General features: G+C 61.8%; 23 protein-coding genes and 1 pseudogene. 8 read left to right on the top strand and 16 right to left on the bottom strand.

Going from position 1 to position 25504, the window contains the following annotated elements; translation table 11 throughout:
• Window positions 1-3: 3 nt before the first annotated feature.
• The 7 genes from B9A15_RS09855 to pcsA form a co-directional block, all read right to left on the bottom strand.
• Window positions 4-396, bottom strand: a complete 393-nt coding sequence (locus tag B9A15_RS09855; protein WP_139798311.1) for a hypothetical protein — start codon at window positions 394-396, stop codon at window positions 4-6.
• A 7-nt stretch (window positions 397-403) separates the two neighbouring features.
• The gene (locus tag B9A15_RS09850; protein ID WP_084409888.1) at window positions 404-1342 is read right to left on the bottom strand and encodes a DUF58 domain-containing protein; all 939 of its coding nucleotides are present in this window, start codon (window positions 1340-1342) and stop codon (window positions 404-406) included.
• Window positions 1342-2280 (bottom strand): AAA family ATPase, encoded by a 939-nt coding sequence (locus B9A15_RS09845; RefSeq protein ID WP_244556893.1) that lies wholly within the window; start codon window positions 2278-2280, stop codon window positions 1342-1344. The genes B9A15_RS09850 and B9A15_RS09845 overlap by 1 nt, the downstream gene beginning before the upstream one ends.
• A 335-nt stretch (window positions 2281-2615) precedes the next feature.
• On the bottom strand, window positions 2616-3749 hold the full coding sequence (locus B9A15_RS09840; protein ID WP_084409887.1) for a DUF4214 domain-containing protein: 1134 nt from the start codon (window positions 3747-3749) through the stop codon (window positions 2616-2618).
• Window positions 3750-3889: 140 nt separating this feature from the next.
• A complete protein-coding gene (gene glgX, locus B9A15_RS09835) occupies window positions 3890-6154 on the bottom strand; it encodes a glycogen debranching protein GlgX (RefSeq protein ID WP_084409886.1) in 2265 nt (754 codons plus the stop codon).
• 218 nt (window positions 6155-6372) lie between these two features.
• Window positions 6373-7359 carry a quinone oxidoreductase family protein gene (locus tag B9A15_RS09830; RefSeq protein WP_084409885.1) on the bottom strand — a complete coding sequence of 329 codons (987 nt, stop codon included), beginning with the start codon at window positions 7357-7359 and terminating at the stop codon, window positions 6373-6375.
• A gap of 37 nt (window positions 7360-7396) precedes the next feature.
• Window positions 7397-8131 (bottom strand): phosphatidylcholine synthase, encoded by a 735-nt coding sequence (pcsA, locus tag B9A15_RS09825; RefSeq protein ID WP_084409975.1) that lies wholly within the window; start codon window positions 8129-8131, stop codon window positions 7397-7399.
• A 209-nt stretch (window positions 8132-8340) separates the two neighbouring features.
• On the opposite strand from pcsA, the gene B9A15_RS09820 reads away from it, so the two are divergent.
• Window positions 8341-9582, top strand: coding sequence for a UbiH/UbiF family hydroxylase (locus B9A15_RS09820; protein ID WP_084409884.1), 1242 nt, complete (start codon window positions 8341-8343; stop codon window positions 9580-9582).
• Here the strand turns inward: B9A15_RS09820 and B9A15_RS09815 are convergent.
• A complete protein-coding gene (locus B9A15_RS09815; RefSeq protein WP_084409974.1) occupies window positions 9535-10500 on the bottom strand; it encodes an AEC family transporter in 966 nt (321 codons plus the stop codon). The two genes, B9A15_RS09820 and B9A15_RS09815, sit on opposite strands and share 48 nt — an antisense overlap.
• Before the next feature lie 221 nt (window positions 10501-10721).
• Between B9A15_RS09815 and hspQ the strand changes: the two genes are divergently transcribed.
• Entirely contained in the window at window positions 10722-11045 is a 324-nt protein-coding gene (gene hspQ, locus B9A15_RS09810; protein ID WP_084409973.1) for a heat shock protein HspQ, read from the top strand.
• A gap of 152 nt (window positions 11046-11197) precedes the next feature.
• Window positions 11198-11788, top strand: coding sequence for a PilZ domain-containing protein (locus B9A15_RS09805; RefSeq protein ID WP_084409883.1), 591 nt, complete (start codon window positions 11198-11200; stop codon window positions 11786-11788).
• Window positions 11789-12457: 669 nt separating this feature from the next.
• Here B9A15_RS09805 and lepA read toward each other — a convergent pair.
• From lepA to B9A15_RS22930, 3 genes are all read right to left on the bottom strand, one after another.
• Complete coding sequence (gene lepA, locus B9A15_RS09800; RefSeq protein WP_425292953.1) at window positions 12458-14269, bottom strand: translation elongation factor 4; 1812 nt, start codon at window positions 14267-14269, stop codon at window positions 12458-12460.
• A 132-nt stretch (window positions 14270-14401) separates the two neighbouring features.
• Entirely contained in the window at window positions 14402-15835 is a 1434-nt protein-coding gene (locus B9A15_RS09795; RefSeq protein ID WP_084409881.1) for a GMC oxidoreductase, read from the bottom strand.
• Entirely contained in the window at window positions 15832-15999 is a 168-nt protein-coding gene (locus B9A15_RS22930; RefSeq protein ID WP_170923235.1) for a hypothetical protein, read from the bottom strand. The genes B9A15_RS09795 and B9A15_RS22930 overlap by 4 nt, the downstream gene beginning before the upstream one ends.
• Window positions 16000-16180: 181 nt before the next feature.
• On the opposite strand from B9A15_RS22930, the gene B9A15_RS09790 reads away from it, so the two are divergent.
• The gene (locus B9A15_RS09790) at window positions 16181-16648 is read left to right on the top strand and encodes a CYTH domain-containing protein (protein ID WP_084409880.1); all 468 of its coding nucleotides are present in this window, start codon (window positions 16181-16183) and stop codon (window positions 16646-16648) included.
• Between the two features lie 73 nt (window positions 16649-16721).
• Window positions 16722-17711 carry a CHAD domain-containing protein gene (locus B9A15_RS09785; protein WP_170923234.1) on the top strand — a complete coding sequence of 330 codons (990 nt, stop codon included), beginning with the start codon at window positions 16722-16724 and terminating at the stop codon, window positions 17709-17711.
• Window positions 17712-17809: 98 nt separating this feature from the next.
• On the opposite strand, the gene B9A15_RS09780 is transcribed toward B9A15_RS09785, so the two are convergent.
• The gene (locus tag B9A15_RS09780; protein ID WP_084409878.1) at window positions 17810-18472 is read right to left on the bottom strand and encodes an outer membrane protein; all 663 of its coding nucleotides are present in this window, start codon (window positions 18470-18472) and stop codon (window positions 17810-17812) included.
• 412 nt (window positions 18473-18884) lie between these two features.
• Here B9A15_RS09780 and uvrC point away from each other — a divergent pair, with 412 nt between their 5' ends.
• Complete coding sequence (uvrC, locus tag B9A15_RS09775) at window positions 18885-20945, top strand: excinuclease ABC subunit UvrC (protein ID WP_139798309.1); 2061 nt, start codon at window positions 18885-18887, stop codon at window positions 20943-20945.
• Between the two features lie 153 nt (window positions 20946-21098).
• On the opposite strand, the gene B9A15_RS23365 is transcribed toward uvrC, so the two are convergent.
• Both B9A15_RS23365 and B9A15_RS23815 read right to left on the bottom strand, forming a co-directional pair.
• On the bottom strand, window positions 21099-21875 hold the full coding sequence (locus tag B9A15_RS23365) for a sensor histidine kinase (protein ID WP_244556881.1): 777 nt from the start codon (window positions 21873-21875) through the stop codon (window positions 21099-21101).
• A 108-nt stretch (window positions 21876-21983) separates the two neighbouring features.
• Window positions 21984-22259, bottom strand: a pseudogene (locus B9A15_RS23815) (PAS domain-containing protein); the annotation flags it as partial.
• A gap of 645 nt (window positions 22260-22904) precedes the next feature.
• Between B9A15_RS23815 and B9A15_RS09765 the strand changes: the two are divergent.
• Window positions 22905-23588: a L,D-transpeptidase gene (locus B9A15_RS09765; protein WP_084409876.1), complete on the top strand. Its 684-nt coding sequence runs from the start codon at window positions 22905-22907 to the stop codon at window positions 23586-23588.
• Between the two features lie 72 nt (window positions 23589-23660).
• Here B9A15_RS09765 and msrB read toward each other — a convergent pair whose 3' ends face one another.
• A complete protein-coding gene (msrB, locus tag B9A15_RS09760; RefSeq protein WP_170923233.1) occupies window positions 23661-24080 on the bottom strand; it encodes a peptide-methionine (R)-S-oxide reductase MsrB in 420 nt (139 codons plus the stop codon).
• Between the two features lie 255 nt (window positions 24081-24335).
• Between msrB and B9A15_RS09755 the strand changes: the two genes are divergently transcribed.
• Window positions 24336-24557, top strand: a complete 222-nt coding sequence (locus B9A15_RS09755; protein WP_084409874.1) for a hypothetical protein — start codon at window positions 24336-24338, stop codon at window positions 24555-24557.
• Window positions 24558-24678: 121 nt separating this feature from the next.
• Here the strand turns inward: B9A15_RS09755 and pncA are convergent, their stop codons facing one another.
• Window positions 24679-25326, bottom strand: a complete 648-nt coding sequence (gene pncA / locus B9A15_RS09750) for a bifunctional nicotinamidase/pyrazinamidase (protein WP_084409873.1) — start codon at window positions 25324-25326, stop codon at window positions 24679-24681.
• Between the last annotated feature and the right edge of the window lie 178 nt (window positions 25327-25504).

The raw sequence follows: 25504 nt of genomic DNA, 5'->3' as shown, positions 1-25504 counted from the left end.
CGCTCAGCCCCTCCCGCCGATCGCGGCGAGGATCTCGCCGTCCATCTCATTCGGATCAAGGCTCGGCTTGGGCCGATAGAGCTCTGCGGACAAGCGTTCGCCGATGGCGGCCAATCGTTTGGCGCGTTCGGCGTTGCGACGCCGGTTCACAGCTTTCGCCAATTCGCCCGCGAGCCGGGCCTGCGCGAGAAGCCGCTCGGACGGATCGAGCCCGCGCGCCGCATCAAGGCTCTTGCGCGCCGTTGCGGCCAGAGATGGACGCAAGCGAGTTACGGCCATGACGAGAAGCGCGAGACAAACGCCGCCAAGTAACGCCAATGCCAGGATCGCGAGGATTCCATCGCCGGAAAATGCGTCGAACCCTTGCGGCAGACGCGCCGGGCGCAAATCAGCCATGAGGGTCTCAGGATCGGGGATCATCGAACCCCTCCAGAGCGCCGGCCATCAAGCTCCAATTCGCATCGCTCGCCAGCATCCGGATTGTGACGCCCGCAGCCCGTAGACGTTCGATGCGTTGATCGTCCCTCATTCGTCGTTCACCGGTCAGAAAGGCCCAGCCAAGCGCGGACTTGCCATTCTCACCCATCGGCAGGAACGGATAGGCCCCGCGCGGCGCCGCTTTCTCGAAGGGATCGATCATCAGAAGGATTTCGAGATCGAACCGGCGGCCGGCGGCCGCAGCAAGACGGTCGAACGTTTCGTCTGCGCCATCGAGAGCAGTGGCAAATACGATCCGCGTGCCGCGCGAGGAGCGAGCAATCGCGCCCTCCAACAGGGTCGAGAGGTCGCCCGTAGCTTGATCTCGGGGCCCCTCGGCTTCTCCGACCGCCGCCTCATGGGCGCGCTGCAGCGCCTCGCAAACGGTGGCCATCCCGCGCTCACGCGGCTTCGGCGGAATGTACTGCTCTCCGCCGCCGGTCAGCACCATAAGACCGACACGCCCTCCTCCTTCGACCACACGCCAGCCGGCGAGCGCAAGCGCGCCGGCGGCCGCGACCGAGCGAAGGCGCCCGCGCGTTCCCCAAAGCATCGGCAAGCGAAAATCAGCGACGAGAAGCGCAGCGCGATCGCGTTCTTCGCGAAAGGTTCGAACATGGGTCTTGGCGGTCCTCGCCGTTGCGGCAGCATCGATATGGCGTGCATCATCGCCCTCGGAGAACAGCCGGACATCGACGATTTCGAGGCCGTTGCCACGCCGACGGCCCGCAAAGCCACCCGGCCGTCCGACCGGGCTCAACCCGCGCTCGGGACTGTTGCGAACGACGTGACGCAGGCCGAAGAGCGTTTCGGCCGAAACCTCGGTCGGCCCGCCTTCGCCTCGTCCTGCAAATGGCATGCCCATCAATGGGGCTCGACACGCTCGAGCAACCGGGCAACGAGGGTGCGCCCCGTTGTACCCTCGGCGGCGGCCCGCCAGGTTGGAATCAGCCGATGGGACAGGATGTCAGGTGCGATCGCCGAGACATCCTCGGGCACCGCATAGTCACGCCCTTTCAGATAGGCCCGTGCGCGCGCGCCTGCTGCAAGAGCAAGTGTCCCCCGCGGTGAGACGGCGTGCTCGATCTCGCCTTGAATGTCGCTCGCCACCGGATCGTTGCGCGTCGCCATGACGAGACGCACGACATAATCCTTGAGGGCGGGGGCAAGATGGATCCCGGCAACGGTTTCGCGCGCTCTGAGGATCGCCTCCCCCGCGACCGGCTCGCCGAGGACAGCACTGGTTTCGGACGCTTCCCGCTCGACGAGTTCGAGAATGCGCAGTTCGGAGGCCGCGTCGGGCAGTTCGACCAGAACATGCATGAGAAAGCGGTCGAGCTGGGCTTCGGGCAGCGGGAAAGTGCCCTCATGCTCAATGGAATTCTGAGTCGCGACCACCATGAAAGGCGATGGGAGCGGATAGGTCACACCGCCGACGGTGACCTGGGATTCGGCCATCGCTTCGAGCAATGCCGATTGAACCTTGGGCGGAGCGCGATTGATCTCGTCGACAAGGACGAGCGAATGGAAGATCGGCCCGGACACGAATTCGAAGCGTCCGGTCTCTGGCCGGAAGACCTGTGTGCCCGTCAGATCGGCGGGCATCAAGTCCGGCGTGCATTGGATGCGGGAGAATGAGCTGGCAAGCCCGCTCGCCAATCGCTTGACGGCTCGCGTCTTCGCAAGCCCAGGTGGGCCTTCGACGAGAAGATGGCCACCGGTGAGAAGAGCGATCAAAAGCCGCTCGACCAGGGCCGTTCGGCCGACAAGTCCTGCCTCGACGCTTCTCTGCAAAGACGCCAGCGCATGAGCGCCCCGCGTCGCGCCAGCCGGTCCGCTCCCTTGGTCCAAGGCGTCATGGCTCAGTGACGAGCCACCGCGCTCGGAGAATTCTTCAGTCACATCGTCCTCCCGACAACGATTTCGAATGGCGGTGCCAGACCTTCGAAACGCCGTCGGTGTCTCTTATGGCCGATTGAGACGGAGAGGGAAATGGGCCTCGCGCAACACGCACCCTATCGCTTGTTAGGATGCCCTGGATCGAACACCCCGACCCGTGGTGAGCCCTGCCTCTCTGGCAGGGCCGTTAGGTGGATCGAACCGTCAGCCTGCTCGTAGTCGCTTCAATTGCTCACGGTTCACGCTTCCAGAAAGAAGCCATTCTCGATCGAGGCCGCGACGGTGGTGATGTTCTCCTCGCTCTCGGAGAAGCCAGCAAGCACGTCCGCTCGCGAGACGACGCCGCGATCGAGGCGATCGGTCCAGAAGAAGACACCAGAGTCTTCTCCGGCACGATCGAGGATGTTGAAATAGAGATTGTCGACGAAGTCGCGGTTTGACAGATCAGGTCCATAGAGCGACACGAACTCGGTCGACCGCATGACATTGGCGGCGACGAATTCAAGACTCGCCCCCGCATCGATTCGATCGATCCAGAACGACAGGCCGGCTGAATCGGGATTGCGGTCGAAGGCGGCCTGATAGATTCGGAACGCCATTCCGGCATTCTCGCCTTCGCCGGTGTCGAGATAGACGGAGCGATCATCGAAGACCAAGCGCTCGACATTGTCGAGCGTGATCACGTCGCCGAAATATTCAAGCTGCACCTGTTCGCCTTGACGCGAATAGCCGAAGCTCGTCCAATCGTCTTGAGCGGCGTAGGTGTCGAGGCCATAGCCCGCCTCGATCGTCTCGTTGCCGCCCTGGCGGACAAAGAGATCATTACCGCTGGTGCCATAACGCACACCTGGTAGGGCGATGCCTTCGAAGACCGGCGCACCCCAGGGATCGGTCTCGGTCCCGAACCAGACATGGGCGATATTGCCGTGAATGCCTATTCCGATGGCGTTCCAATCGTAATTGGACCAGACGCCCTGATTGGTGATGACGTCGTTATGGCCAGGCGAATTGATCCAGCTGTTCAGCGCGCTTTGTGGATCGAGGGGCCCACCGCTGCCGACGGAGATTTCGAAGCCGTTGCCGCGATAGGCGGTATCAAGGCGCTCGGGCGCCCGCCACATCCATTCGTTTGTATAGGCTTTGAAATTGACACTGTCGTCGGCGGGATCGTCGCTCCAGCGGTGGCCGGCATAGTAGCCGAGATTGTAGATCTGATCGACGGCATGCCGGCCCGCGACGATCGTCAGCGATTCCGAAAGCGGAATATCGCCAAGGCCGAGCGAGGCACGGTAGTCCATAATCAGATTGTAGAGTTGATACTCTGCCGCATCGAGCGTGTCTTCGCGGGTGTCGGTGTAATAATTGAGCGCCATTGCCGTCCTCGCCTGCAGCGGAAAATCTCGTCATCGCAGCATGAAGCTCGGACGATGAACAGGCACCGTCCGAGCCATTTAGGTTTCTTGCAGACTCTTTGGGTCCGTCACATCCCTTACAGACCCGAGCGCTTCTTTTTTTAATCCGATAAGGGCAGCGGATCACCAGCAGCGCGGGCGAGCGCTTCGCTGATATAGGCGAAGGAGCGAAGGGCTGGCTCCTGCCCGTCCTCGGTCTTGTCGGGCTCTAGAAGGAACATCAGGAAGGACCGACCGGTGACCATATAGTCGTGACCCATGTCGAAGGGCTCGAACTGAAACTCATCCGGCAGGTTGGTGTCGAAAACGCGCTGCCAGCGTAGACCGCCTTGCGCTTCAGGAAGCTTGAAATTCACGACGTCATCATGAGCGTTCATAATGAGCAGCATCGTGGCGTCCGTGCCCGGCCGCCGGATACCGGTCGACTGGGCCCGCCCATCGAGCAAGACGCCGAAGCAACGCGCCGCCGGGTCCTGCCAGTTCTCGTCGGTGAATTCGGTGCCCGACGGCGTCATCCAGGCGACGTCCTTGACGCCCAGCTCCTCGTCGAACGTGCCATGGAGGAAGGTCCCGCGCCGAAGAAGCGGCAGGCTCTGACGCAACCGGATCAGCCTTTGGACGAAACGGGCGAGCGCCCGCGAGCGCTCCGGCGCATGCCAATCCACCCAACCGATCTCGTTGTCCTGAGCATAGGCGTTGTTGTTGCCGCCCTGCGTGCGGGCGAATTCGTCACCGGCGAGAATCATCGGCGTCCCGCGTGAGAAAAGCAACGTCGCGAAGAAATTGCGCATCTGGCGGAAGCGCGTCTCGATGATGTCCTCGTCCTTCGTCGGTCCTTCCTCGCCGTGATTGAAGGAGAGATTGTGGGAATGGCCGTCGCGATTGTCCTCGCCATTCGCCTCGTTATGTTTGTCGTTATAGGAGACGAGATCGTTCAGCGTGAAGCCGTCATGGGCGGTGATGAAATTGACGCTCGCCCACGGCTTGCGTCCCCGCTTGTCGAAGAGATCGGCCGAGGCTGAGAGTTTGCCGGCCATCGCAGGGACGATGCCCTCTTCACCCTTCCAATAGGCGCGCACGGTGTCGCGATAGCCGTCGTTCCATTCGGCCCAGCCCGGCGGGAAACGACCGACCTGGTAGCCGCCGGGGCCACAGTCCCATGGCTCGGCAACGAGCTTGACGCTTGAGAGAAGCGGGTCCTGCATGCAGGCGTGCAGGAAGCTCGACTCCTCCGAAAAGCCAGTCGGCTCGCGGGCGAGGATCGTCGCTAGATCGAAGCGGAAGCCGTCGACGCGCATCTCGCCAGCCCAATAGCGCAAGGAATCCGTCACCAGCTGCATCACGCGTGGATGGCTGGTATTGACCGTGTTTCCGGTGCCGGTATCGTTGATATAGAAACGCTTCTGGTCGGGCATCAGCCGGTAATAGGCGGCGTTGTCGATACCCTTAAAGGAGAGCGTCGGCCCCTTCTCATTGCCCTCGGCCGTGTGATTGTAGACGACGTCGAGGATCACCTCCAGACCGGCATGGTGATAGGTGGAGACAAGTTCCTTGAATTCGTTGACGAAGGGCGAAGCGAGATAACGCGGCTCGGGGGCGAAGAAGCCGATCGAATTATAGCCCCAGTAGTTCCGCAAGCCCTTGTCGACCAGATAGCTGTCGTCGACGAAGGCATGGACAGGCAGCAGCTCGACCGAGGTGACGCCAAGGCTGCGGATATAATCGACCACCTCGCCCTTCATCAGGCCGGCAAAGGTGCCGCGATCGAAATCGCTGACCGCCGGATGGCGCTGGGTGAAGCCTTTGACATGGGTCTCGTAGAAGATCGTGCGATCCCAGGGGACGTTCGGCTTGCGCTCATCCCCCCAGGTGAAGGCCTGATCGACGACCACGCATTTTGGGATGAAGGGTGCTGAGTCGCGCTCGTCGAAGGACAAATCCTCGTCCTGATGGCCGATCGTATAACCGAACAAGGCATGGTCCCATTTGACCTCACCGCGAAGCTGCTTGGCATAAGGGTCGATCAGGAGCTTGTTCGGATTGAAGCGATGGCCGGCGTCTGGTTCGTAAGGCCCATGGACCCGGTAACCGTAGATCATGCCTGGTCGGGCTTCCGGCAGATAGCCGTGATAGATTTCGTCCGTATATTCCGGCAGCTCGATCCGCTCGATTTCCGTCGCGCCATCAGGAGAGAAGAGGCATAGCTCGACCTTCGTGGCGTTGGCCGAAAACAGGGCGAAATTGACGCCGAGACCATCCCAGGTCGCGCCCAGCGGATAGGGCCGTCCTTCCAGGACACGGGAGCGCTGTCGGCCAGCGCGCAGATGGTGGGAGGCCTTGGTATTGGGAGTAATGTGAAGGGTCACGGACGTTCCCGAAAACGGAGTTTAAAGCGACATCAAGCAAAACAGCCCGGCCGCTCGCATGTTCCATCGCAGCTGCGAAAAGCATGGGCGGCCAACAGCCGCCGCGCCCGTCGCGGCGCCTGACCGATGCCGGTGGCCTTGAGACGCGCGCGCCTCAAGGCCGTGCCGAACACCCGCCGAGCATAGGCAAACGAGCGTTGGCGCTGAAATGACTTGGATCAATCGACGGTGAGGATGGTCGCGCCCGTTGTCTGTCGACCTTCAAGTGCGCGATGGGCCTCGACCGCCTGGGACAAGGCAAAGCTCTGCCCGATCTGGATCTTGACCGCCCCTGACTTGACCACCTCGAAGAGATGGTTCGCGCAATCGACCAAGTCTTCCCGCGTCGCGGTGTAGTTGAAGAGGCTCGGGCGTGTCGCGAAAAGCGAGCCTTTCTGGTTCAGAAGGCCGAGCGGAAATGGCGGCACATTCCCCGAGGACTGGCCGAAGGAGACGAAGAGACCGAGCCGCTTCAGGCAGTCGAGGCTTGCCGGGAAGGTGTCCTTGCCGACCGAATCATAAACCACGTCGCATTTCTTGCCGTCGGTCAGCTCGCCGACACGTGCGACGAAATCCTCTTCACGATAATTGATGACGTGGTCATAGCCGTTCTTAAGAGCGAGATCGCATTTCTCCCGGCTGCCGGCGGTCCCGATCACCGTTGCGCCGAGATGCTTGGCCCATTGGCCGGCGATTAGGCCGACGCCGCCGGCAGCCGCATGGAAGAGAAGCGTCGTGTCCGGTCCGACCTTATAGGTGCGCCGAAGCAGATATTCGGCGGTCATGCCCTTGAGCATCATCGCCGCCGCCGTTTCATCATCGACACCATCCGGTATCGTTACGACCTTCGACGCCGCGATCAGAACATGACGCGCGTAAGAGCCGTCCGCCGCCGAATAAGCGACGCGGTCGCCCTTTTGGACTTCGCTGACGCCGGGTCCGACAGCTTCGACGACACCGGCGCCTTCCTTGCCCGGCGTGAAGGGAAATTGCGGAGCCGGATAGGTACCGTCGCGGAAATAGACGTCGATGAAGTTGATGCCGATCGCGGTCTGGCACACGAGAATCTCGCCCTCGCCCGGATCGTTCAACGTGACATCCTCGAAGGTCATCACCTCCGCCGGGCCGGTTTCCTTAATGCGAATGGCTTTGGTCGTCGTCGCCATGAACGATCACTCCCCTCGTAGTCTATTAGGCTGAACGTCAGCCTCGGCTGAGGCGGCGCCGGCCCTTGTAGCGATCATAGGCCTGAAGGACGCCGCCGATGCAGAAGAGGTAGAGCCCGGTCACGACAAGTCCCGCCTTGACCGGCCAGGACGGCTCCAGCCCCTGTAGCAAAGCCCAGATGCCGAACAGCGACCAGGCGGCGAAGACCGTCAGATTGAGGCCCCGCAGTCGTTTGACGCGGACGGGATGAAGAAACTTGATGGGAAGAAAGGTCGCCACCGAACAGAAGACGACGAAAGCGAAGGCCGTCGACTCGTTCGGCGAGATCGCAAAGAGCGTGAAGACCAGCATGTTCCAGCAGACCGGAAAGCCCCGGAAAAAGTTGTCCTTCGTCTTCATCCTGAGGTCGGCGTAATAGATCGCGCTCGTGATCACGATGAGGCCGGCCGCAACGAAGGACGTTGGCCGGCCAATAATCCCCGAATGATAGAGCGCGACGGCGGGGATTAGGCTGAAGGTCGAATAGTCGATGACCGAATCGAGAAGGTCGCCTGACCAGTTTGGCAGCCGGCGTTTGATATCGAAATGCCTGGCGATCGGGCCGTCGACACCATCCACCGCCAGCCCGACGCCGAGCCAGAGGAAACAATCGACGAAGCGTCCCTCGCCCGCCGCAATCAGCGACAGAAAGGCGAAGAATGCCCCGGTTGCGGTCAGGACATGGACGAGGAAGGCCCGCCATTGGGCAAATTGGGAAAGATCGAACACCATTCTCGCTTCGGGCCCTTTCGCAATCAGGCCGTCTTCTTCGCGCTGCAATCTGTCGCCCCTTCGAGGCGACCGTGAACCATGGACATCAGCGGCCCATGGCGTAATTCGCGATGTTGAGAGGAATTTTCCCCGCCTGTCGAGACCTTGTGGCGCGAAGCGCGCTCCGGGGTCATATCTGGCATGGGATCGTGAGAAGGAGCTTATGGGATATGGAGAGACGTGAGATCGCGGTCGTCGGCGGCGGCTTGGCTGGAACAGCGACGGCTATCGCGCTCGCCAGAGCCGGCTTCGACACCATTCTGCTCGCGCCGCCCGCACCAACCGATTTCCGGTCCACCGCGCTGATCGGCGCCTCGATGGATTTTCTCGATCGAATCGACCTGGCAGGACCCATTAGGGCGAAAGGCGAAAGCCTTGCGGTGATGCGGCTCGTGGACGACACCGGCCGGCTGTTCCGAGCACCGACGATCGAATTCCGCGCCTCCGAAATCGATCGGCCGGCTTTCGGCACGAATATTCTCAACGCCGATCTTGCCGCCTTGCTCGATGAGGCTGTGGATCAGACGGACAGGCTGGAGAGACGCGCAATCGCGGCAAGTGGCGTCGAAACCGACAGAGACGGGGCGGTCGTCACCTTAGCCGATGGCAATAAGATCGCCGTTTCACTAGTGGTCGCGGCCGATGGTCGCCGCTCCGTCATGCGCGAGGCGGCCGGGATCAAGACCCGCGATTGGCGCTACCCGCAGACGGCGCTCGTCTTCAATATCGGCCATGACGTGCCGCATGATCAGATCTCGACCGAGTTCCACACCAAGACCGGCCCTTTCACCCAGGTTCCCCTGCCCGGCCGTCGCTCGGCGATCGTCTGGGTAGAAAAACCCGATCTCGCCGAGCTCTATGTGGACGTGAAGACCGAGAAGCTTGAACGTATCGTCGAAGAGAAGATGCACTCGATTCTGGGTCGGGTGACGATCGAGTCCGAGATCCAGGCCTTCCCCTTGTCGGGCACCTCGGTCGATCGATTGACTGGGGAGCGGCTCGCTCTGGTCGGTGAGGCAGCCCATGTCTTCCCGCCGATTGGCGCGCAGGGGCTCAATCTCGGTCTGAGGGATTGCCAGGCTCTGGTCGACTGCCTTCTCGAAAGCCGCGACGACCCGGGACGCGCGTCGACGCTTCTCAGCTTCGAAGCCAAACGCCGCGCCGATGTGGCGAGCCGGACGGTCGGCGTCGATCTCCTCAACCGCTCGCTCCTGGCCGACATGCTGCCCGTTCAGTTCGCGCGCAGTCTCGGGCTTTCGGCCATGGCCGCAATTCCGCCTTTGAGACGCTTTGCCATGCGTGAGGGGGTCGCGCCCGGCTCGGGGCTCTTCCGCTCCCCCTGGCGCGCGGCCAAGGAGCACCGCTCAACCAAACGGGCTGAGCGGGAGATGGCCGGTCGAGAAGAGATATAAAAGCAGGGTGACGGTTGCGACGGACAGGACAGTGGTCACCAGAACCGTTGCCGTCGCCCGCTCCACCCAGACTTGATACTGCTGGGCGATGACGAAGACATTCGTGGCGGCCGGCAGGCTCGCCATCAGCATCGCGCTTTTTATCCACGCCTCGTCCACATCGGAGACGAAGCCGAGAAACAGCCAGACCACCAGCGGATGGATCACGAGCTTGATCGGCACGAGCCAAGTCAGCTCGACCGGGACACGCTTCAGCGGACGAAGGGCGAGCGTGACGCCCATGGCAAATAGCGCACAAGGCGCCGCCGCATTCGCCAGAAGCTGAAGGAAGCGGTCGACAGGCTCCGGCAGTGTGAGCCCGGTCAAAGCGGCGCCGACACCAACAATGGTCGCTAGGATGAATGGGTGGGTGAAAATCCGCCACAAGACCGCCCGCATGATCGCGAAGGGTGAATTGTTGCTGCTACTCCCCGACAGCGCCATGAGAAGCGGCGCCATGGTAAAATGCATGGTGTTGTCGAAGCAGAAGATCAGCGCCACGGGCACGGCGGCAGACGGACCGAAGGCCGCGAGCGCAAGCCCGGGACCCATATAGCCAATATTGCCATAGGCGCCCGCAAAACCCTGGATCGTCGCGCTGGCAAGATCCCCTTTCGTGCGCCATAAGCCGAGGAGGACAGTGCCGGCAAAGACGACGAAGGTCGCCAATGTGGTGGCCGCGATGAAGCCGATCCGCGTCAGCTCCTCGACCGGCGTCTTCGACAAGAGCTGATAGAACAGCGCCGGCAGCGCGATATAGATGACGAAGATATTGAGCCAGGCCAGCCCCTCGACCGGGTGACGGGCAATGCGACCCGCCCCGAAGCCGAGACCAATGAGACCGAAAAAGGGCGCGATCAATCCAAGGATCTGAAGCATGGGCGGAAGCGCGGCATCCGTTGCTGCGGCCATCCGGGCTGGCTGCCTGACGGACGGCTCGGCCGGATGATCGGGAAAAGTCGAGTGGCGCCGAGATCGCTTCCCGGTTCGTGGAAGGTCTGGCCACCATGCCTGTTGTCAATGCTCGCGGGGTGATCGATTCTTGCGCCGACCCGTCGATCTTGGCTATGGCAATGCTCGGTAACGGAGTCCCCTTCGTCATGCAAACGGCGCGCTTCTTCATCGGACAGATCGTCCGCCACCGGATCTACCCTTTCCGGGGCGTGATCTTCGACGTCGATCCGATCTTCGACAACACCGAGGAATGGTATCAGGCAATCCCCGAAGACATCCGCCCGCGCAAGGATCAGCCCTTCTATCATCTCTTCGCCGAAAACGAGGAGACGGAATATGTCGCTTACTGCTCCGAACAGAACCTCGTCCCGGACGACAGCGGCCAGCCGGTGCGCCATCCGCAGATCGGCGAGATGTTCGACGGGCCGGTCGACGGGGCCTATCGGCTGAAGCTTGCGATCCATAATTGACGAACCGGCGGCGCGACTTGTCGCTTTATCCGTAAACCACGCTTCTCAGTTTCCATTCGTTCCGACGCGAAGATCAGCCCTCGTTAACCATGGTCGTGCGAAAGTGTCGCCGAGATGCGGTCAAGCGCGGCGGTTAAGAGGAACAGGGTGGAATGATGCAGGGCCAGGAAGGCGTCGAAGCCAGCGAGTTCAATGCGGTGCCGGTCGATCTTCTCGGCCGCTTCATGCGTCCCGACCATACCGAGTTTCCCTGCCGCATCGACTCGATGTCTCCAGCAGAAGCATCCATCCTGACCACCTCGCCGCCTGCGGTCGAGGAGCGGATCATCGTCTATGCCGATCATGTGGGTCGGCTGGAAGGCGTCGTCACCGAGCTCTTCACCGGCGGCTTCTCCATGTCGACGGCCGCGACGGAGCGCAAGCGCGAGAGGCTGGCCGCCAAGCTCACCTGGCTCTGCAATCGCGATCTTCTCAACCTGCCCGAAGATCGTCGCCACGAGCGTCTGCAACCCGAGAATCCGTTCCGCGACATCATCCTGGCCGATGGGCGCCGCTACAAGGTCAAGATCATCGATCTATCGCTCTCCGGCGCCGCCGTTCAATGCTCGGTGCGCCCGGCCTTGGGTTCTCAGATCACGCTCGGCGCGATGCCCGGCCGCGTGGTCCGCAATCTCGAAGACGGTTTTGCCTTAGAATTTTCCAACATTCTGGCCGAAGACTCTATGCGCCGGCTTTTCCGGTAGAGCGCGCGGCGATCCTCGTCACGGTACCCGACAGTCTCTTCAAACGGCGTCTGGCGAGCACACGGCACTTGCAAATCAGGCGTTCATTTCTCTCGCGTTTGTCATGCTCGGGCGCCGTCCCGAGCATCCAGTGCGCCAGTGAAGCCTCTCTAGTTTCAGACACTTCTGGATTCTCGGGACAGAGCCCTACGACATTCACACATCTTCTCGCTAACAGGTAAGGGCCGGGCCTGGAAGCTTCTGCTTCTCCCCCATGGGGGAGAAGTGCCGGCAGGCGATGAGGGGCCGGCCAGGAGTCTTTTAGAAGAGATGCCGATCGGCGAAAACCCTGATATCGCAGAAAATATCCCCCTCATCCGCCCTTCGGGCACTTTCTCCCCCGGGGGGAGAAGTCGTCGGCGCTTGCTGCCGGCTACCGAGACAGATCACCAAGGTCAGTGTCATGACAATGGTCGATCGCAATCCCCGTAATACCGGCCCTTCGCAGGATGTGTGAATGTCGTAGGGACAGAGCCCGAGAATGATGATGCGTCGAAGGAATCGGCCTTTGGACCAAGTCGCAGACTGCGCTCCTGAGCGAAGTGTCGCGCACTATGGATCCTGATTCATCGCCCGACTGTTGAAAGCGAAACGCGATCAATCAGACACGCCATTTTGCCTTGAAGGTCGTCAGCTATCCATCTTCAGCGCAGCGATGAAGGCTTCCTGCGGGATTTCCACCTTGCCGAACTGACGCATCCGCTTCTTGCCTTCCTTCTGTTTCTCCAGAAGCTTGCGCTTGCGGGTCGCGTCGCCGCCATAGCATTTGGCGGTCACGTCCTTGCGCAGGGCCGAAATGGTCTCGCGGGCGATCACCTTGCCGCCGATCGCCGCCTGGATGGGGATCTTGAAGAGATGCTGCGGGATCAGCTCCTTCAGCTTCTCGCACATGGCGCGGCCGCGCCGGTCAGCCTGGGACCGGTGAACGAGCATGGACAGGGCGTCGACCGGCTCGGCATTGACGAGAATGCTCATCTTCACGAGGTCGCCCTCGCGATAATCGGTCATCTGATAGTCGAAGGAGGCATATCCCTTCGAAATCGACTTCAACCGATCGTAGAAGTCGAAAACGACTTCGTTGAGCGGCAGCTCATAGGCCACCATCGCGCGCTTGCCGACATAGGACAGGTCCACCTGAATGCCGCGCCGCTCCTGGCAAAGCTGCAGGATATTGCCGAGATAGTCGTCCGGGGTCAGGATCGTCGCCTTGATCCAGGGTTCCTGGATATGATCGATCCGCACGACGTCGGGCATGTCGGCGGGATTATGCAGTTCGATGTCCGACCCATCGGTCATATGGATCTTGTAGACAACCGACGGGGCAGTTGCGATCAGATCGAGATCGAATTCGCGCGACAGACGCTCCTGGATGATCTCCAGATGAAGAAGGCCAAGGAACCCGCAGCGGAAACCGAAGCCGAGCGCGGCAGACGATTCCATTTCGAACGAGAAGGACGCGTCGTTCAGACGAAGCTTGCCCATGGCGGCCCGAAGATCGTCGAAGTCGGCGGCGTCCACCGGAAAGAGACCGCAGAAGACGACAGGCTGGGCGGGCTTGAAGCCCGGCAGCATCGTCTTCGTCTGGCGCTTGTCCTCGGTAATCGTATCGCCGACGCGAGTGTCGGCGACCTCTTTGATCGAGGCGGTGATGAAGCCGAGCTCACCAGGCCCGAGCGCGTCCACCTGCACCATTTTCGGGGTGAAGACGCCGACCCGGTCGACCGGATATTTAGCGTCCGTTCCCATCATGCGGATCGTCTGACCCTTTTTCAGCTCACCGTCGATGACGCGGACGAGAACGATGACGCCGAGATAGGCGTCGTACCAGCTATCGACCAGCATCGCCTTCAAGGGCGCCGAGCGATCGCCCTCCTTCGGCGCGGGCAAACGATGAACGATCGCCTCCAGAACGTCCTCGATGCCGAGGCCGGATTTCGCCGAGATCATCACCGCTTCGGAGGCGTCGAGGCCGATGACCTCTTCGATCTGCTCCTTCACCTTGTCGGGTTCTGCGGCAGGAAGATCGATCTTGTTGAGGACAGGGACGATATCGAGATCGTTGTCGAGGGCCAGATAGACATTAGCGAGCGTCTGGGCCTCGACCCCTTGCGCCGCATCGACGACGAGAAGCGCTCCCTCGCAGGCCGAAAGCGAGCGCGAGACTTCATAGGCGAAGTCCACATGGCCCGGCGTGTCGATCAGATTGAGAACGTAGGTCTGCCCGTCCCGCGCCTTATAATGCAGGCGCACGGTTTGGGCCTTGATCGTGATACCGCGCTCGCGCTCGATATCCATCGAGTCGAGGACCTGGTCCTTCATCTCACGGGTATCGAGGCCGCCCGTGTTCTGAATCAGACGGTCGGCGAGCGTCGATTTCCCATGATCGATATGGGCGACGATCGAAAAATTGCGGATCCGCTCAAGCGGAGTATCGGCGGGCATGGTGCTCATGGCCCGCCGATATAGAGATTTCATTCATTCTATGGAAGCGTCAAGGCACGGGTATGAACGGTCTCGCGCCATCTTCACGCTTATCGACCGGAGGCATTCCGCCGCAAGCGGATCATCGCAAGCTCAGGCAGCGGCCTTGGAGGCCAGATGATAGCCCAATCTCAGAGCCAGAGCGGTGATGGTCGTCGTCGGATTCGCATGGCCCGATGTCGGGAAAACCGAAGAGCCGGCTATATAGAGATTGCGTATCCCATGCACCTTGCAATCGGCATCGACGATGCCGCGTTTTGGGTCGAGATTCATGCGCGTGCCGCCCATATGATGATGGCCGGCGAGCTCGGCATCGTCCGGATAGGTGCGCTTGTCGACCCAATCGGCGAGGCGAAGACGCCCGGCATCGACCGCGGCGAGCGAGCGGCCGAAAATGCGAAGGCCTTCGGACAGGGTTCGATAGTCGATGTCGTTTTTCTTCCAGCGAAGTTCCGTGCGCGGCACGCCGGCCACATCGCGCATGTCGTTAGACAAGGTGATGCGATTCTCACGATCGGGCGCCTGCTCCCAGCCGACGGAGACATGACCGCCACAGACCAGATGAAGTCCAGCCTTGGCCGAAAGCCATTCGGTCGCCGACGGCGCGAAACAGGCTAGATCGGCAAGGGTCTCTTTCGTGCCCGAATAGGGTTTTGCGATCAGCCGAACGCCGAAATTGAGGATGCCGGCCTCTTCGATCGCATTGAAGGAGGGGGAAAAGAACGCCTCGCCCTGCGCGTCGAGCGGAAAGGCGTCAGGCGCCATCAGAACCACATCGGCCGCGATGAATTGCGGATGCTCCATCCAATAGCGCCCGAGGGCGGCGGCATGCGGCACGACGCCGCCATTGGACCGCTCGTTCGACCACAAAAGCAGGCGCGAATTCTCGATTCCGCCCGTCGCCACGACGAAGAACGGCGAATCGTGGTCATGAACCTTGCCGTCGGACAGAATGCTCGCACCGGTGACCGCCGTGCCGTCACCGGCAAGCTCGGTCACATAGGTGTCGAGGACGAGCGCGATGTTGCGGCTGTGAGCGATATCGGAGCGATACTTCTTGGCAAAGCGCACCGCCGGGCTTTTGATCAGCTGGATGAGCGAGATGTCTTCGGTGATCGGCTTGTCGTCCTCGAAAGGTACGAGATCGAGAATGTCGTGGACTTCGCTGAGATAAGGCTCGATCGCATTGCGTCCGATCGGCCAACCCGTGTCCGGGACCCAGTGTTTCGCCTCGAAATCCATCGCATCGATCGCGCGGCACCAGCCGGCCCAGTGGTTCGAAGAGCCACCGAAATAGCGAAGCCGGGTCGTGTCGAGGGTAAAATACGGATCGCCGAAGGTCTCGCCCTCGTAGATCTCCTGGGACTCGGCGGTGATGTCTTCGCCGCCCGCTTCGAATATGGCGACGGGAATACCCATTTTGGCGAGTGTGCGGGCAATGGTGATGCCGGCCGGGCCGCTGCCGACCACCGTGACGCGAGGCAGAAAGCCTGACTCCTTGAGGGCGGCGTAGGTCGAGAAGATCATTCGACGTCGCTCCGCTTGAGGATCCAGCCACCGCGCTCGACGAAGCCGCTCCGCTCGATCCGCTTGAAGCGGCCGAATGGCAGGAGAAAGAGGCTCGATACGAGGCCGAACAGGACGCCGCGACGCGATGCACGTGCCTTTCGGACACGGCTCGCGCCGGTCATTGCTTTCATTTCAGGCGGCATGACACAATCTCCGAACCGACAGTCTTTGCCGGTTTCCGCAGGAGGCCATATTGCCGTCTGATCGCTTTCCAAACTGTTCCCGGCTGACAATCATTCCGTCCATTCGCCGCTCGATCGATTGCAGACACCCGGGCAGGCAGCGCAGAGGAGCCTTTTTGAATTGGCACGCGAGATCGAGCGCAAGTTCCTGGTGCGGAACGATGAATGGCGAAGGCTGGTTGAGGGGGCGGGCGCGAGGATACGCCAAGCCTATTTCTTCGTGGGCGAGGACCGCTCCTGTCGCATCAGGATCATCGATGAGACGACGGCGCGCCTCACCATCAAGACCGGACGCGGGATCGATCGGGGAGAATTCGAATATGAAATTCCCCTGCAGGATGCGGAGGATCTGGCGGCCGAGCGGATCGGCTCCTTGATCGAGAAGCGGCGCTACCGCATTGCCCATGGCGATCACGTGGTCGAGCTCGACGTCTTCGAAGGCGAATTGGCCGGTCTCGTCCTCGGTGAGATCGAGCTTTCCAGTGCCGATACGCAAATGGCGCTTCCAGACTATTTCGGAGAGGAAGTCACGGACAATCCGGCCTACACCAATGCGCGGCTCGCCCTGAACGGATTGCCGAAGAATTGAAGGGCAGACGATTGGCGAATGCGATCGCCATCATCCCCTTCACGAATGAGAGATCCCCAAGGAGTGTTTCGACGTGGCCTACAAGATCGACCCGGCAAAGCCTCTGGATGCGCAGCTTCGCCATGTGGCGATCCAACAAATCGACCGGGCCGCTGACACGCTCTCGGCGCTTGGCGACGACCCGCATGAGGCAATCCACGAGGCCCGGAAGCGCTTCAAGAAACTGCGCGGGCTTATCCGCCTTTTGCGGCCGGCCGACGAGCAGCTCTATAAGAGCCTCAATGCACTTTTCCGCGATGCGGCCAAGGGTCTTTCCGACGTGCGCGACAAGGCCGCTCTTGTCGAGGCGATCGACAAGCTCGAAGCGCACTTTGCAGGCGAAGTGGCGACGGACGCCTTCGGGCCGGTCCGAGCCAAACTGACCGCCGATCGGGACAAGGCGATGGAAACGAGCGCTGCCCATCAGGGCGAAGCGGTGGAAACTGCGCTTGTGAACCTCGCCAAAGCCAAGACCCAGATGGAAGGTTTCGTCATCGGCGACGGGCGAAGGAAGGTCAAACGTGAGGTGCAGCTCATCGCCGAGGGGATGGCGCAGACCTATGGCCGAGCGCGCAAAGCGCACAAGACGGCGAAGCGCTCGCGCCAGGCCGACGACCTTCACGAATTGCGCAAGCGCATGAAATATCACTGGATGCATTTGAGGCTCGTGTCACCGCTCTGGCCGGACGGCTTTGAGCCTGCGATCAAGCTCGCCAAGGCGATTGCGGACGATCTCGGCGACGATCATGACTATGCGGTCTTCAGGGCCGGCTTGACCGAGACGCCGGAATCCTTCGGCGATCCGCAAAGCCTGTCGGTTGTCCTGGCCCTCATGGATCGGCGTCAATCCGAGCTGCGACAAGGCTCACTGGACGCGGCGCGGCGCCTCTTGATCGAGCGCGAAGACGCTTTCGAAGAGCGGATCGAAGGCCTTTATCGTCATGGCGCCGAGATCGCCTCGCGCGATACCGGCATGCCGGCCGAGGCGCCGGATCTTGCCGAACGTCGCAGGGCATCCGCCTAAGCACGAAAAGGCGATGCGGGCCTCAAGCGAAGGCGTCATGCACGCAGGAGGCCAGCCTTTCCGCGAATTGACGACAAGGCGCAAAGAAAACCCGAAGGTTAGAATTTCAGGGCGACACCGGCCCGAACCGAATGCTCGTCGAAACCGGAGGACACCGCCGTATTGCCGAGGTCGTAATCAGCATTGCCATAGTCGGAATAGCGATATTCCAGACGTGTGGTGACGCCGTCGAAGACCTGGGCCTCGATGCCGGCGCCGACGGTATAGCCGATATTGGTCTCCGTGTCGGAAAAGCCGGAACGCGACAACTCGCTATCTGCAACGGCAAGACCCGCCGTGCCATAGACGAGGAACGGGTCTAACGCCACGCCGGCCCGGCCGCGAAGCGAACCGAAGACGTTGCTTTCGCCGCTATAGCCTTGCGCTCCCGCCCCGCGAGCATCGGACGCATCGAAGCCCGACCCGCCGATATCGGCCTCGATACCGAAGACGAGATTGCCGCTTTGCAGATTGTAGCCGCCATAGACACCGCCGACGAAGCCTTCGCCGTGCAAGGAGGCACCAGCCAGATCGTCGAAATTCGACACGTTGTAACCGACGAAGGTCCCGGCATAGGGCCCAGACCAGATTTCAACCGGCGGCGCGGCGGGCGGCTCCGCGACCCGCGCCTCTGGAAAGCGCGGCACAGCATCGGCCGCAAAGGCGGGCGCTGTCCAAAGGCCGAGCGGCCCGATCAACAGAAGGGTTCTGGCGATCCGCATGGGTTCGACTCCGAGATCCTCTCGTCCGGCTCTTGTACGTCTCCTGCAACCTTCAAGGCCGCTCGCCGAAGGGCAGGTGTCCATTTGCCGGCCGCCGCTTCGACCTTTTGTCATTCTACACGATGGAAGATGGTGGCGCAGGGGCCAGACGAAAGGTGCCGCTAGGCCTTAAGCGACACGATGGGCGAATAATCGCTGATCGTTGCGGCCCAGCAACAGTCACTGTGCGGGCGCGATGCCCGCCCTCGATGCCACGAGAAAACACGGTGAACATCGCCGGCCGGGCGGCCTATATGATGCCATGGACAAGACAGGACGCAGGCCCGGTCGGCGCCGCTCCCGCACGCGGTCGCAATCGGCTTCGCGCCACACCGGCCGCGCTCTGATGCCTCGCGCCGACATACAGGACGACATGACAGACATTCCCGAGGACGACGATTTCGAATCCGAGACGGCGGCCGAAGCCGAGCCCGACGCCGAGGCACGCGCCGGCCTCATCGCCGCTATTGATTGGGCTGATGCCGGGAAGGCCGAGACCGGTGACCTCGTCGGCGCCGATCTCATAGCCGCGCTCGTGAAGCGTCTTCCGAACCAGCCCGGCGTCTATCGTATGATGAGCGAGGATGGGGAAGTCCTCTATGTGGGCAAGGCGCGCTCTTTGAAAAAGCGCGTCTCAAGTTATGCTCGGCTCGGCGGCCACACCCAGCGCATCGCCCGCATGATCCGCGCGACACGGCAGATGGAATTCGTCCTCACGCGAACCGAAACCGAGGCGCTGCTTCTCGAAGCCAATCTCATCAAGCGGCTGAAGCCGCGCTTCAACGTCCTCATGCGGGACGACAAGTCCTTCCCCTATATCCTTGTAACCGATGATCATTCCGCGCCCGCGATCGTGAAGCATCGTGGCGCGCGATCGAGAAAGGGGAGCTATTTCGGTCCGTTTGCTTCGGCGGGCGCCGTGGATCGGACGATCAACGCTCTCCAACGCGCCTTCCTCATTCGAACCTGCACCGACTCCGTTTTCGAAAGCCGCAGCCGGCCTTGCCTTCTGCATCAGATCAAGCGCTGTGCCGGCCCATGCACGAATGAGATCCCGGAGGCCGACTACCGCGCGCTGGTGAGCGAAGCCAAAGCGTTCCTGTCCGGCAAGTCCGGCCAAGTGAAGCAGTCCATGGCGAACCAGATGGCGGCCGCCTCGGACGATCTCGATTTCGAACGCGCCGCTCTCTTCCGCGATCGCCTCGCGGCCCTCTCCCATATCCAGAGCCACCAGGGCATCAATCCGCAAGGAGTGGAGGAAGCCGACGTCTTCGCCATTCATCAGGAGGGTGGCCTGACTTGTGTCCAGGTCTTTTTCTTCCGCACTGGCCAGAATTGGGGGAACCGGGCCTATTTCCCCAAGGCCGATCCTTCGCTGGAGCCGGGTGAGGTGCTGGGCGCGTTCCTGTCGCAATTTTATGACGACAAGCCGGCGCCCCGGCTCGTGCTCTTGCCCGAACGGCTCGAGGATGCGGCCCTTCTCGCCGAGGCTCTCGCAGTCCGTGCCGGCCGCAAGGTGCGCATCGAAGTCCCCGCGCGCGGCGAAAAGCGCGATCTCGTCGATCACGCGACCTCCAATGCCCGCGAAGCGTTGGGCCGCCGCCTCGCCGAGACGTCCTCACAGGCGCGCCTTCTCGAAGGGTTGCGGGAGACCTTCGGCCTTGAGCGCACCCCTCGCCGGATCGAGGTCTATGACAACTCCCATATCATGGGCACGAATGCCGTTGGCGCGATGATCGTCGCGGGGCCCGAAGGCTTTGTGAAGGGCCAATATCGCAAGTTCAACATCAAGAGCACGGACATCACGCCCGGCGACGATTTCGGCATGATGAAAGAGGTGATGACCCGCCGCTTCTCACGTCTGATGAAGGAGCATGGCGACGAAGCCCCTGGCGCGGTAGAACTTGACGACGCACATACGAAGGCGGCGGGCGATGAGATCGAAGCCGAGGATGCAGCGGATCTGCCCTTCCCGGCCTGGCCCGACCTCGTCCTCATCGACGGCGGCAAAGGGCAGATTTCGGCCGTCCGCTCGATCCTCTCCGAGCTGGGCATTGCCGAAAAGGTCGTGACGATCGGCGTCGCCAAAGGTGTCGACCGGGACGCCGGTCGCGAACGCTTCGTGACCGGCGCGAAAGAGCCCTTCAGCCTGCCGCCGCGCGATCCAGTTCTCTATTTCGTCCAGCGCCTTCGCGACGAGGCCCATCGCTTCGCGATCGGCAGTCACCGGGCCAGGCGCAAGAAGGAGATGGTCAAGAACCCGCTCGACGAGATCGCTGGGATCGGCCCCTCGCGCAAGCGAGCGCTTCTCCATCACTTTGGGACCGCAAAGGCCGTGTCGCGAGCCGGCCTGACCGATCTCACCGAAGTGGAAGGCATCTCCGAGGCCATGGCGCGCCAGATCTATGAGCATTTTCACGAAGGACGCGGATAAGGGCCTTCGGCGCCGGCCCTGCTCTCCTGCTGCTATTCCGTCGGGCGTATGAACTGCCCCGAAGGGCGGCGCCCAAATCCGGCACCGGACTGGGACGCTGCTCGGGCTGTCGGGCGCCCAACGAAAGCTCGGCAACACCAGAGGCCATTGGCATCAGGACACTTGCGACGACAGGGCGGTGCCGTGACGATGGATAGACGTGGCGGAGCGCTCATGCGCCGATCCCGCCACCGGCAACCAGAGCATGACCGACGTGCCCTGCCCCGGCTGGCTGTCGATCCGAAAATGACCGTCGCTCCCCTCGACGAAATCACGCGTCGTGGCAAGTCCGAGACCCGTCCCTCGGCCGAGGCGTTTGGTCGTAAAGAAGGGTTCACCAGCCCTTCGCAGCGTCTCGGCGTCCATCCCTCGCCCGGTATCCCTTACACAAAGGGCGACGAAAGCGTGCCGATCGACCAAGGGATGACCCGCCGTGTCAGGCGGCAAGTCCTGCTCCGACGCTCTTATCTCGATCGAACCGTCTTCGGTGATCGCGTCGCGCGCGTTGAAGATGAGATTCAAGATCGCCGCTTCGAGCTGGCAGCGGTCACCGCGAACCAAGGGTAAATTCGGCGCGATATCCACCGACAGGCTGATGCAATCGGGAACCGCGGTGCGGATCAGCTCGACGATATCGGAGACGAGATCGCCGATGGCCAGATCCTCGGCAATGGATCGTCGCCGCCGCCCGATGGCCGAAAGCTGCTTGACGAGGGCCGCGCCCTGATGGGCGCCTGAACGGGCATTCTTGACGAGGCGCGCCAGTCTGAGATCATCGGCGGGAAGCTTCGTCTGCAATAGATCAAGATTGCCGAGAACGGCCGTCAGCACATTGTTGAAGTCGTGGGCGATGCCACCCGTCAACTGACCGAGCGTCTCGACGCGTTCCATCAGCACTTTCTGAAAGTCCGTGCATCCGTTCGCTTCAGGACAGCGGGCTTGAACGACCACCGAATAGCCGATGAAATCGCCGGCTGCCGAATGGACCGGGCGCAATGTCTGTTCCGCCTCGATACCCTGACCACATTCATGGCGGAATTGTCCGGAGTGCCGATGCACGCCGTCTCGCGCGGCACTTTGAAGAAAGCTGTCCGGAAGACCATTCCGACGATCATCTTCGAAATACAGGATCGACTGGTCCTGGCCGAGCATCCGATCACGCCCATAGCCGAAAAGCGTCGTCGCACCCGCGCTCCATTCGACGACGGTTCCGCGGCTGTCGACCCAGAAGATCGCCTGGTCCACCAGCGAATCCAAGAGGAGCCGGCACCGCATCGCTTCCTCTTCAGTCGCTCGCTTGGCCTCGACTTGCCGCATCCAGCCGCCCCCCACTTCCAGCTTCTTATAATAAGCTTACTTTTAACCATGCGCAATAAAGTGAGCGACTATATCACCGCACAGGTTGTGGGGGACAAGATCGGTAGCCATCTGTCTAGGCTTCAAATCCGCAGGCGGCAGAGGGATCGCTACCTGAAAGAGCGGCGCCGTTTTGATTGCCGCAATGGCAGGTGAGCGAAGAGTCTTGGAATACTCTGCTTTCCACTTGCCTTTCGACACCTGAGACGCTCAACGTCGCAGCGAACTGACCCTGAATCGTCCTCGCCACGCGGGCCAATGTGTCTTCGGCCGAGCCCTATCCGCATGCCAGTCGACGCGGACAATGGGGCCCTGTCTTACCCAAGGCTGTCGAGATCACAGAACTGCTGTTGCCGGCCCGTCACAAGACGGCGCCGAAACCGCGTTTCCCGTCGGCATCAGGGTTGCGGAAGCGCGGGAGGAGTGCGCACAAACGGGGTCGGTTTTCTCGGCTCTCTCCCGGCTGCGCCGCCGCGTATCTCCGCCGATGGCGGATTTATGGAGGCCCTTCATCTGCGGCGACCGAGGCGATCGAAGAACGGACATATCCGAAGGACTTTGCCGATGATCACCCGACGGTCACTCTTCCTGGGGCTTCTCGCCGGCTGCGCGCTGCCCCTATCCGCCTGTTCCAGCGTGGGTGGTCCGACGGGGCGGGTTCTTGGCTACGCTTTCGGCGAAGAGGGACTGTACGGATCCTTCGAGGACAATGGGCGCGTCGTGCCGGCCGTGCCCGCCTCCGTCCTGAAGGAGCGCAACATTCGGCGCGAGGTCGCCTGGTCCGGCTCCGAGAAGACCGGAACCATCGTGGTCGACCCGGAGAACCACTATCTCTTCCTGATCACCGCCCCTGGTCGGGCGATGCGCTATGGTGTGGGCGTCGGCAAGGCAGGCTTTGCCTTCTCCGGCACCGCGACAATTCGGCGCAAGGCGGATTGGCCCGGCTGGACGCCTACACCGAACATGATCCGGCGCGATCCCGACCGCTATGGGCCTTATGCCAGCGGCCTTCCGGGCGGCCTGGGTAACCCGCTCGGCGCTCGTGCGCTCTATCTCTATCGCGGCGGCAAAGACACCTATTACCGCATTCACGGCACAAACGAGCCTCACACGATCGGCCAATCGGTCTCCTCCGGCTGCATTCGTATGATGAACCAGGACGTGATCGATCTCGAAAGTCGCGTCCCGGTCGGAACGACGGTCATCGTCCGGCGCGGGGCGGCGGACATGGCTGAGGTCGTGGCCTAGCTTCGAGTTCGCAAAGACCGATGCGGCTCCGCAAAAGCATGACGGAGACGCATCGATCAGACCGCAAAGGGGTCAGCTCTCGGCGGGCTCGAAATTCATCGCCACGCCATTAATGCAGTAGCGCAGCCCCGTCGGCGGCGGGCCGTCGGGAAAGACGTGCCCCATATGGCTGCCGCATTGGCTGCAATGGACCTCGGTGCGCACCATGCCGTAGCTGCGATCGACGGTTTCTTCCAAGGCACCTTCGATCGGCGTATCGAAGCTCGGCCAGCCGGTTCCGCTCTCGAATTTCGTGCCAGAGATGAAGAGCGGCTGCCCGCAGCCGGCGCAGGTGAAGGTGCCGGCACGTTTTTCGGCTAGCAGGGCGCAACTCCCGGGCCGCTCCGTGCCATGTTCGCGCATCACGGCATATTGCTCCGGGGTCAGCATCTGGCGCCACTCGGCATCGGTTCGCGTGACTGGAAAATCGGCGTCTTCGCTTCTCATATCCATCGTTCTCGTCTCCCGTCGAAAATGGGCTCCTGCGTCCGGGCCTCGCTTCGGCTCCGGCGCAGCGCTCCTTATGCTGTCCTGTCGATGCCTGTCGCCTCTATGTGGCGAGCCCTCCGCGCACCACAAGGCGTCGAATGGGATCGGCACGCGGAACGCAGACCGGGTTCGGCTGGTTTGTGAAGAAAGGGCTCATCGCCATCCTGTGTCGGAGCGACCGGGAAAGCGCCCTGATCGAGCAAGCAAGAGGACGACATTATGAGTAACGCGCCGGATAAGTTCGACAATCAGCAGAACCAGTCGGATGTGCAGGATCGCGATCAGGATCTTGGCTATCGCAAACAGGCGCCGAAAGCCCGCCCGAGCCAGGACAATGCCTTCGACCGCCCTGGCAGCGTCGACCCGCAGGGCGCCGAGATCGAGCGTCGGCCAGCCGAGGCCATGGAGGCGGGTGACGAGAGCGATCAGGGCCGGTCGTAAGAGAAGTGTCCGGTTAAGAAGTCTTCTCGGGAGAAGCTTTGTCCCTTCAATCGGAGCCGGTGCGCGAAGTCTGCATCGGCTCCGTCAGCGTTCATTCAAACGCTTCGTCTTGCAGCACGGCTCAGGCCGAGGCGGCACCTTCAATCTCATCGATCGTTAGAAAATGACAGCCGGCAGCCGTCATGGCTTGGCGCGCGGCTTCCACCGATCCGTCGAGATCGATCCCTCGGCAGGCATCTTCGATGACGAACACCTCGAACCCCGCCTGCGCCGCATCCTGGGCGGTCCAGTTCACGCAGAAATCTGTTGCGAGGCCGCACACGAAAACGCGTTTCACGCTGCGCTCGCCCAAATAGGAGGCCAGCCCGGTCTTCGTCATACGGTCGGCCTCCTGAAAACCGGAATAACTGTCGACTTCCGGGTGGAAGCCCTTGCGGACGATCAGTTGCGCCGCGCGTTGATCGAGCATCGGATGAAATTCGGCACCGGACGTCCCCATCACGCAGTGATCCGGCCAGAGGACCTGCACGCCATAGGCCAGCTGCGTCATCTCGAATGGCGTTTTCCCATGGGTGCTGGCGAAGGATGCGTGGGCGGGCGTGTGCCAGTCCTGCGTGAAGACAATCACGGGAAAACGGACGGCAAGATGGTTGATGGGCTCGACCACCGCGTCGCCATCCGGTACGGCCAGGGCTCCCCCCTCGCAAAAGTCGTTCTGAACATCGACGACGATCAAACAGTCGCTCGGTTCAATGGCGATCGTGGTCATGCATGCCCCCGCGAGTCCCGGAAAACCCCTTTATCTCAGTCGGAGTGACCATGCCGATTCCGAGGCAGGGGAAGCAAGCCTTCACGCAAGCGCGCTTCTGGACACCTGATTGCAAGGTCGGCACGCTCAAGGGCTTTGTAATAGCGCACAGGTCTCCAAACGGGGTGCAACGAGCCCC

The sequence above is a fragment of the Fulvimarina manganoxydans genome (assembly GCF_900176465.1).
Classification (GTDB): Bacteria; Pseudomonadota; Alphaproteobacteria; order Rhizobiales; family Rhizobiaceae; genus Fulvimarina; species Fulvimarina manganoxydans.
This window is presented reverse-complemented; position numbering and strand designations above follow the sequence as displayed.

What these genes read in the sequence shown, in the direction of transcription:
- B9A15_RS09855 (WP_139798311.1), bottom strand. Translation starts at nt 396, where the DNA reads ATGGCTGATTTGCGCCCGGCGCGTCTGCCGCAAGGGTTCGACGCATTT.
- B9A15_RS09850 (WP_084409888.1), bottom strand. Translation starts at nt 1,342, where the DNA reads ATGGGCATGCCATTTGCAGGACGAGGCGAAGGCGGGCCGACCGAGGTT.
- B9A15_RS09840 (WP_084409887.1), bottom strand. Translation starts at nt 3,749, where the DNA reads ATGGCGCTCAATTATTACACCGACACCCGCGAAGACACGCTCGATGCG.
- B9A15_RS09830 (WP_084409885.1), bottom strand. Translation starts at nt 7,359, where the DNA reads ATGGCGACGACGACCAAAGCCATTCGCATTAAGGAAACCGGCCCGGCG.
- pcsA (WP_084409975.1), bottom strand. Translation starts at nt 8,131, where the DNA reads ATGGTGTTCGATCTTTCCCAATTTGCCCAATGGCGGGCCTTCCTCGTC.
- B9A15_RS09820 (WP_084409884.1), top strand. Translation starts at nt 8,341, where the DNA reads ATGGAGAGACGTGAGATCGCGGTCGTCGGCGGCGGCTTGGCTGGAACA.
- B9A15_RS09815 (WP_084409974.1), bottom strand. Translation starts at nt 10,500, where the DNA reads ATGCTTCAGATCCTTGGATTGATCGCGCCCTTTTTCGGTCTCATTGGT.
- hspQ (WP_084409973.1), top strand. Translation starts at nt 10,722, where the DNA reads ATGCAAACGGCGCGCTTCTTCATCGGACAGATCGTCCGCCACCGGATC.
- B9A15_RS09805 (WP_084409883.1), top strand. Translation starts at nt 11,198, where the DNA reads ATGATGCAGGGCCAGGAAGGCGTCGAAGCCAGCGAGTTCAATGCGGTG.
- lepA (WP_425292953.1), bottom strand. Translation starts at nt 14,269, where the DNA reads ATGCCCGCCGATACTCCGCTTGAGCGGATCCGCAATTTTTCGATCGTC.
- B9A15_RS09795 (WP_084409881.1), bottom strand. Translation starts at nt 15,835, where the DNA reads ATGATCTTCTCGACCTACGCCGCCCTCAAGGAGTCAGGCTTTCTGCCT.
- B9A15_RS22930 (WP_170923235.1), bottom strand. Translation starts at nt 15,999, where the DNA reads ATGACCGGCGCGAGCCGTGTCCGAAAGGCACGTGCATCGCGTCGCGGC.
- B9A15_RS09780 (WP_084409878.1), bottom strand. Translation starts at nt 18,472, where the DNA reads ATGCGGATCGCCAGAACCCTTCTGTTGATCGGGCCGCTCGGCCTTTGG.
- uvrC (WP_139798309.1), top strand. Translation starts at nt 18,885, where the DNA reads ATGACAGACATTCCCGAGGACGACGATTTCGAATCCGAGACGGCGGCC.
- B9A15_RS23365 (WP_244556881.1), bottom strand. Translation starts at nt 21,875, where the DNA reads ATGGAACGCGTCGAGACGCTCGGTCAGTTGACGGGTGGCATCGCCCAC.
- B9A15_RS09765 (WP_084409876.1), top strand. Translation starts at nt 22,905, where the DNA reads ATGATCACCCGACGGTCACTCTTCCTGGGGCTTCTCGCCGGCTGCGCG.
- msrB (WP_170923233.1), bottom strand. Translation starts at nt 24,080, where the DNA reads ATGGATATGAGAAGCGAAGACGCCGATTTTCCAGTCACGCGAACCGAT.
- B9A15_RS09755 (WP_084409874.1), top strand. Translation starts at nt 24,336, where the DNA reads ATGAGTAACGCGCCGGATAAGTTCGACAATCAGCAGAACCAGTCGGAT.
- pncA (WP_084409873.1), bottom strand. Translation starts at nt 25,326, where the DNA reads ATGACCACGATCGCCATTGAACCGAGCGACTGTTTGATCGTCGTCGAT.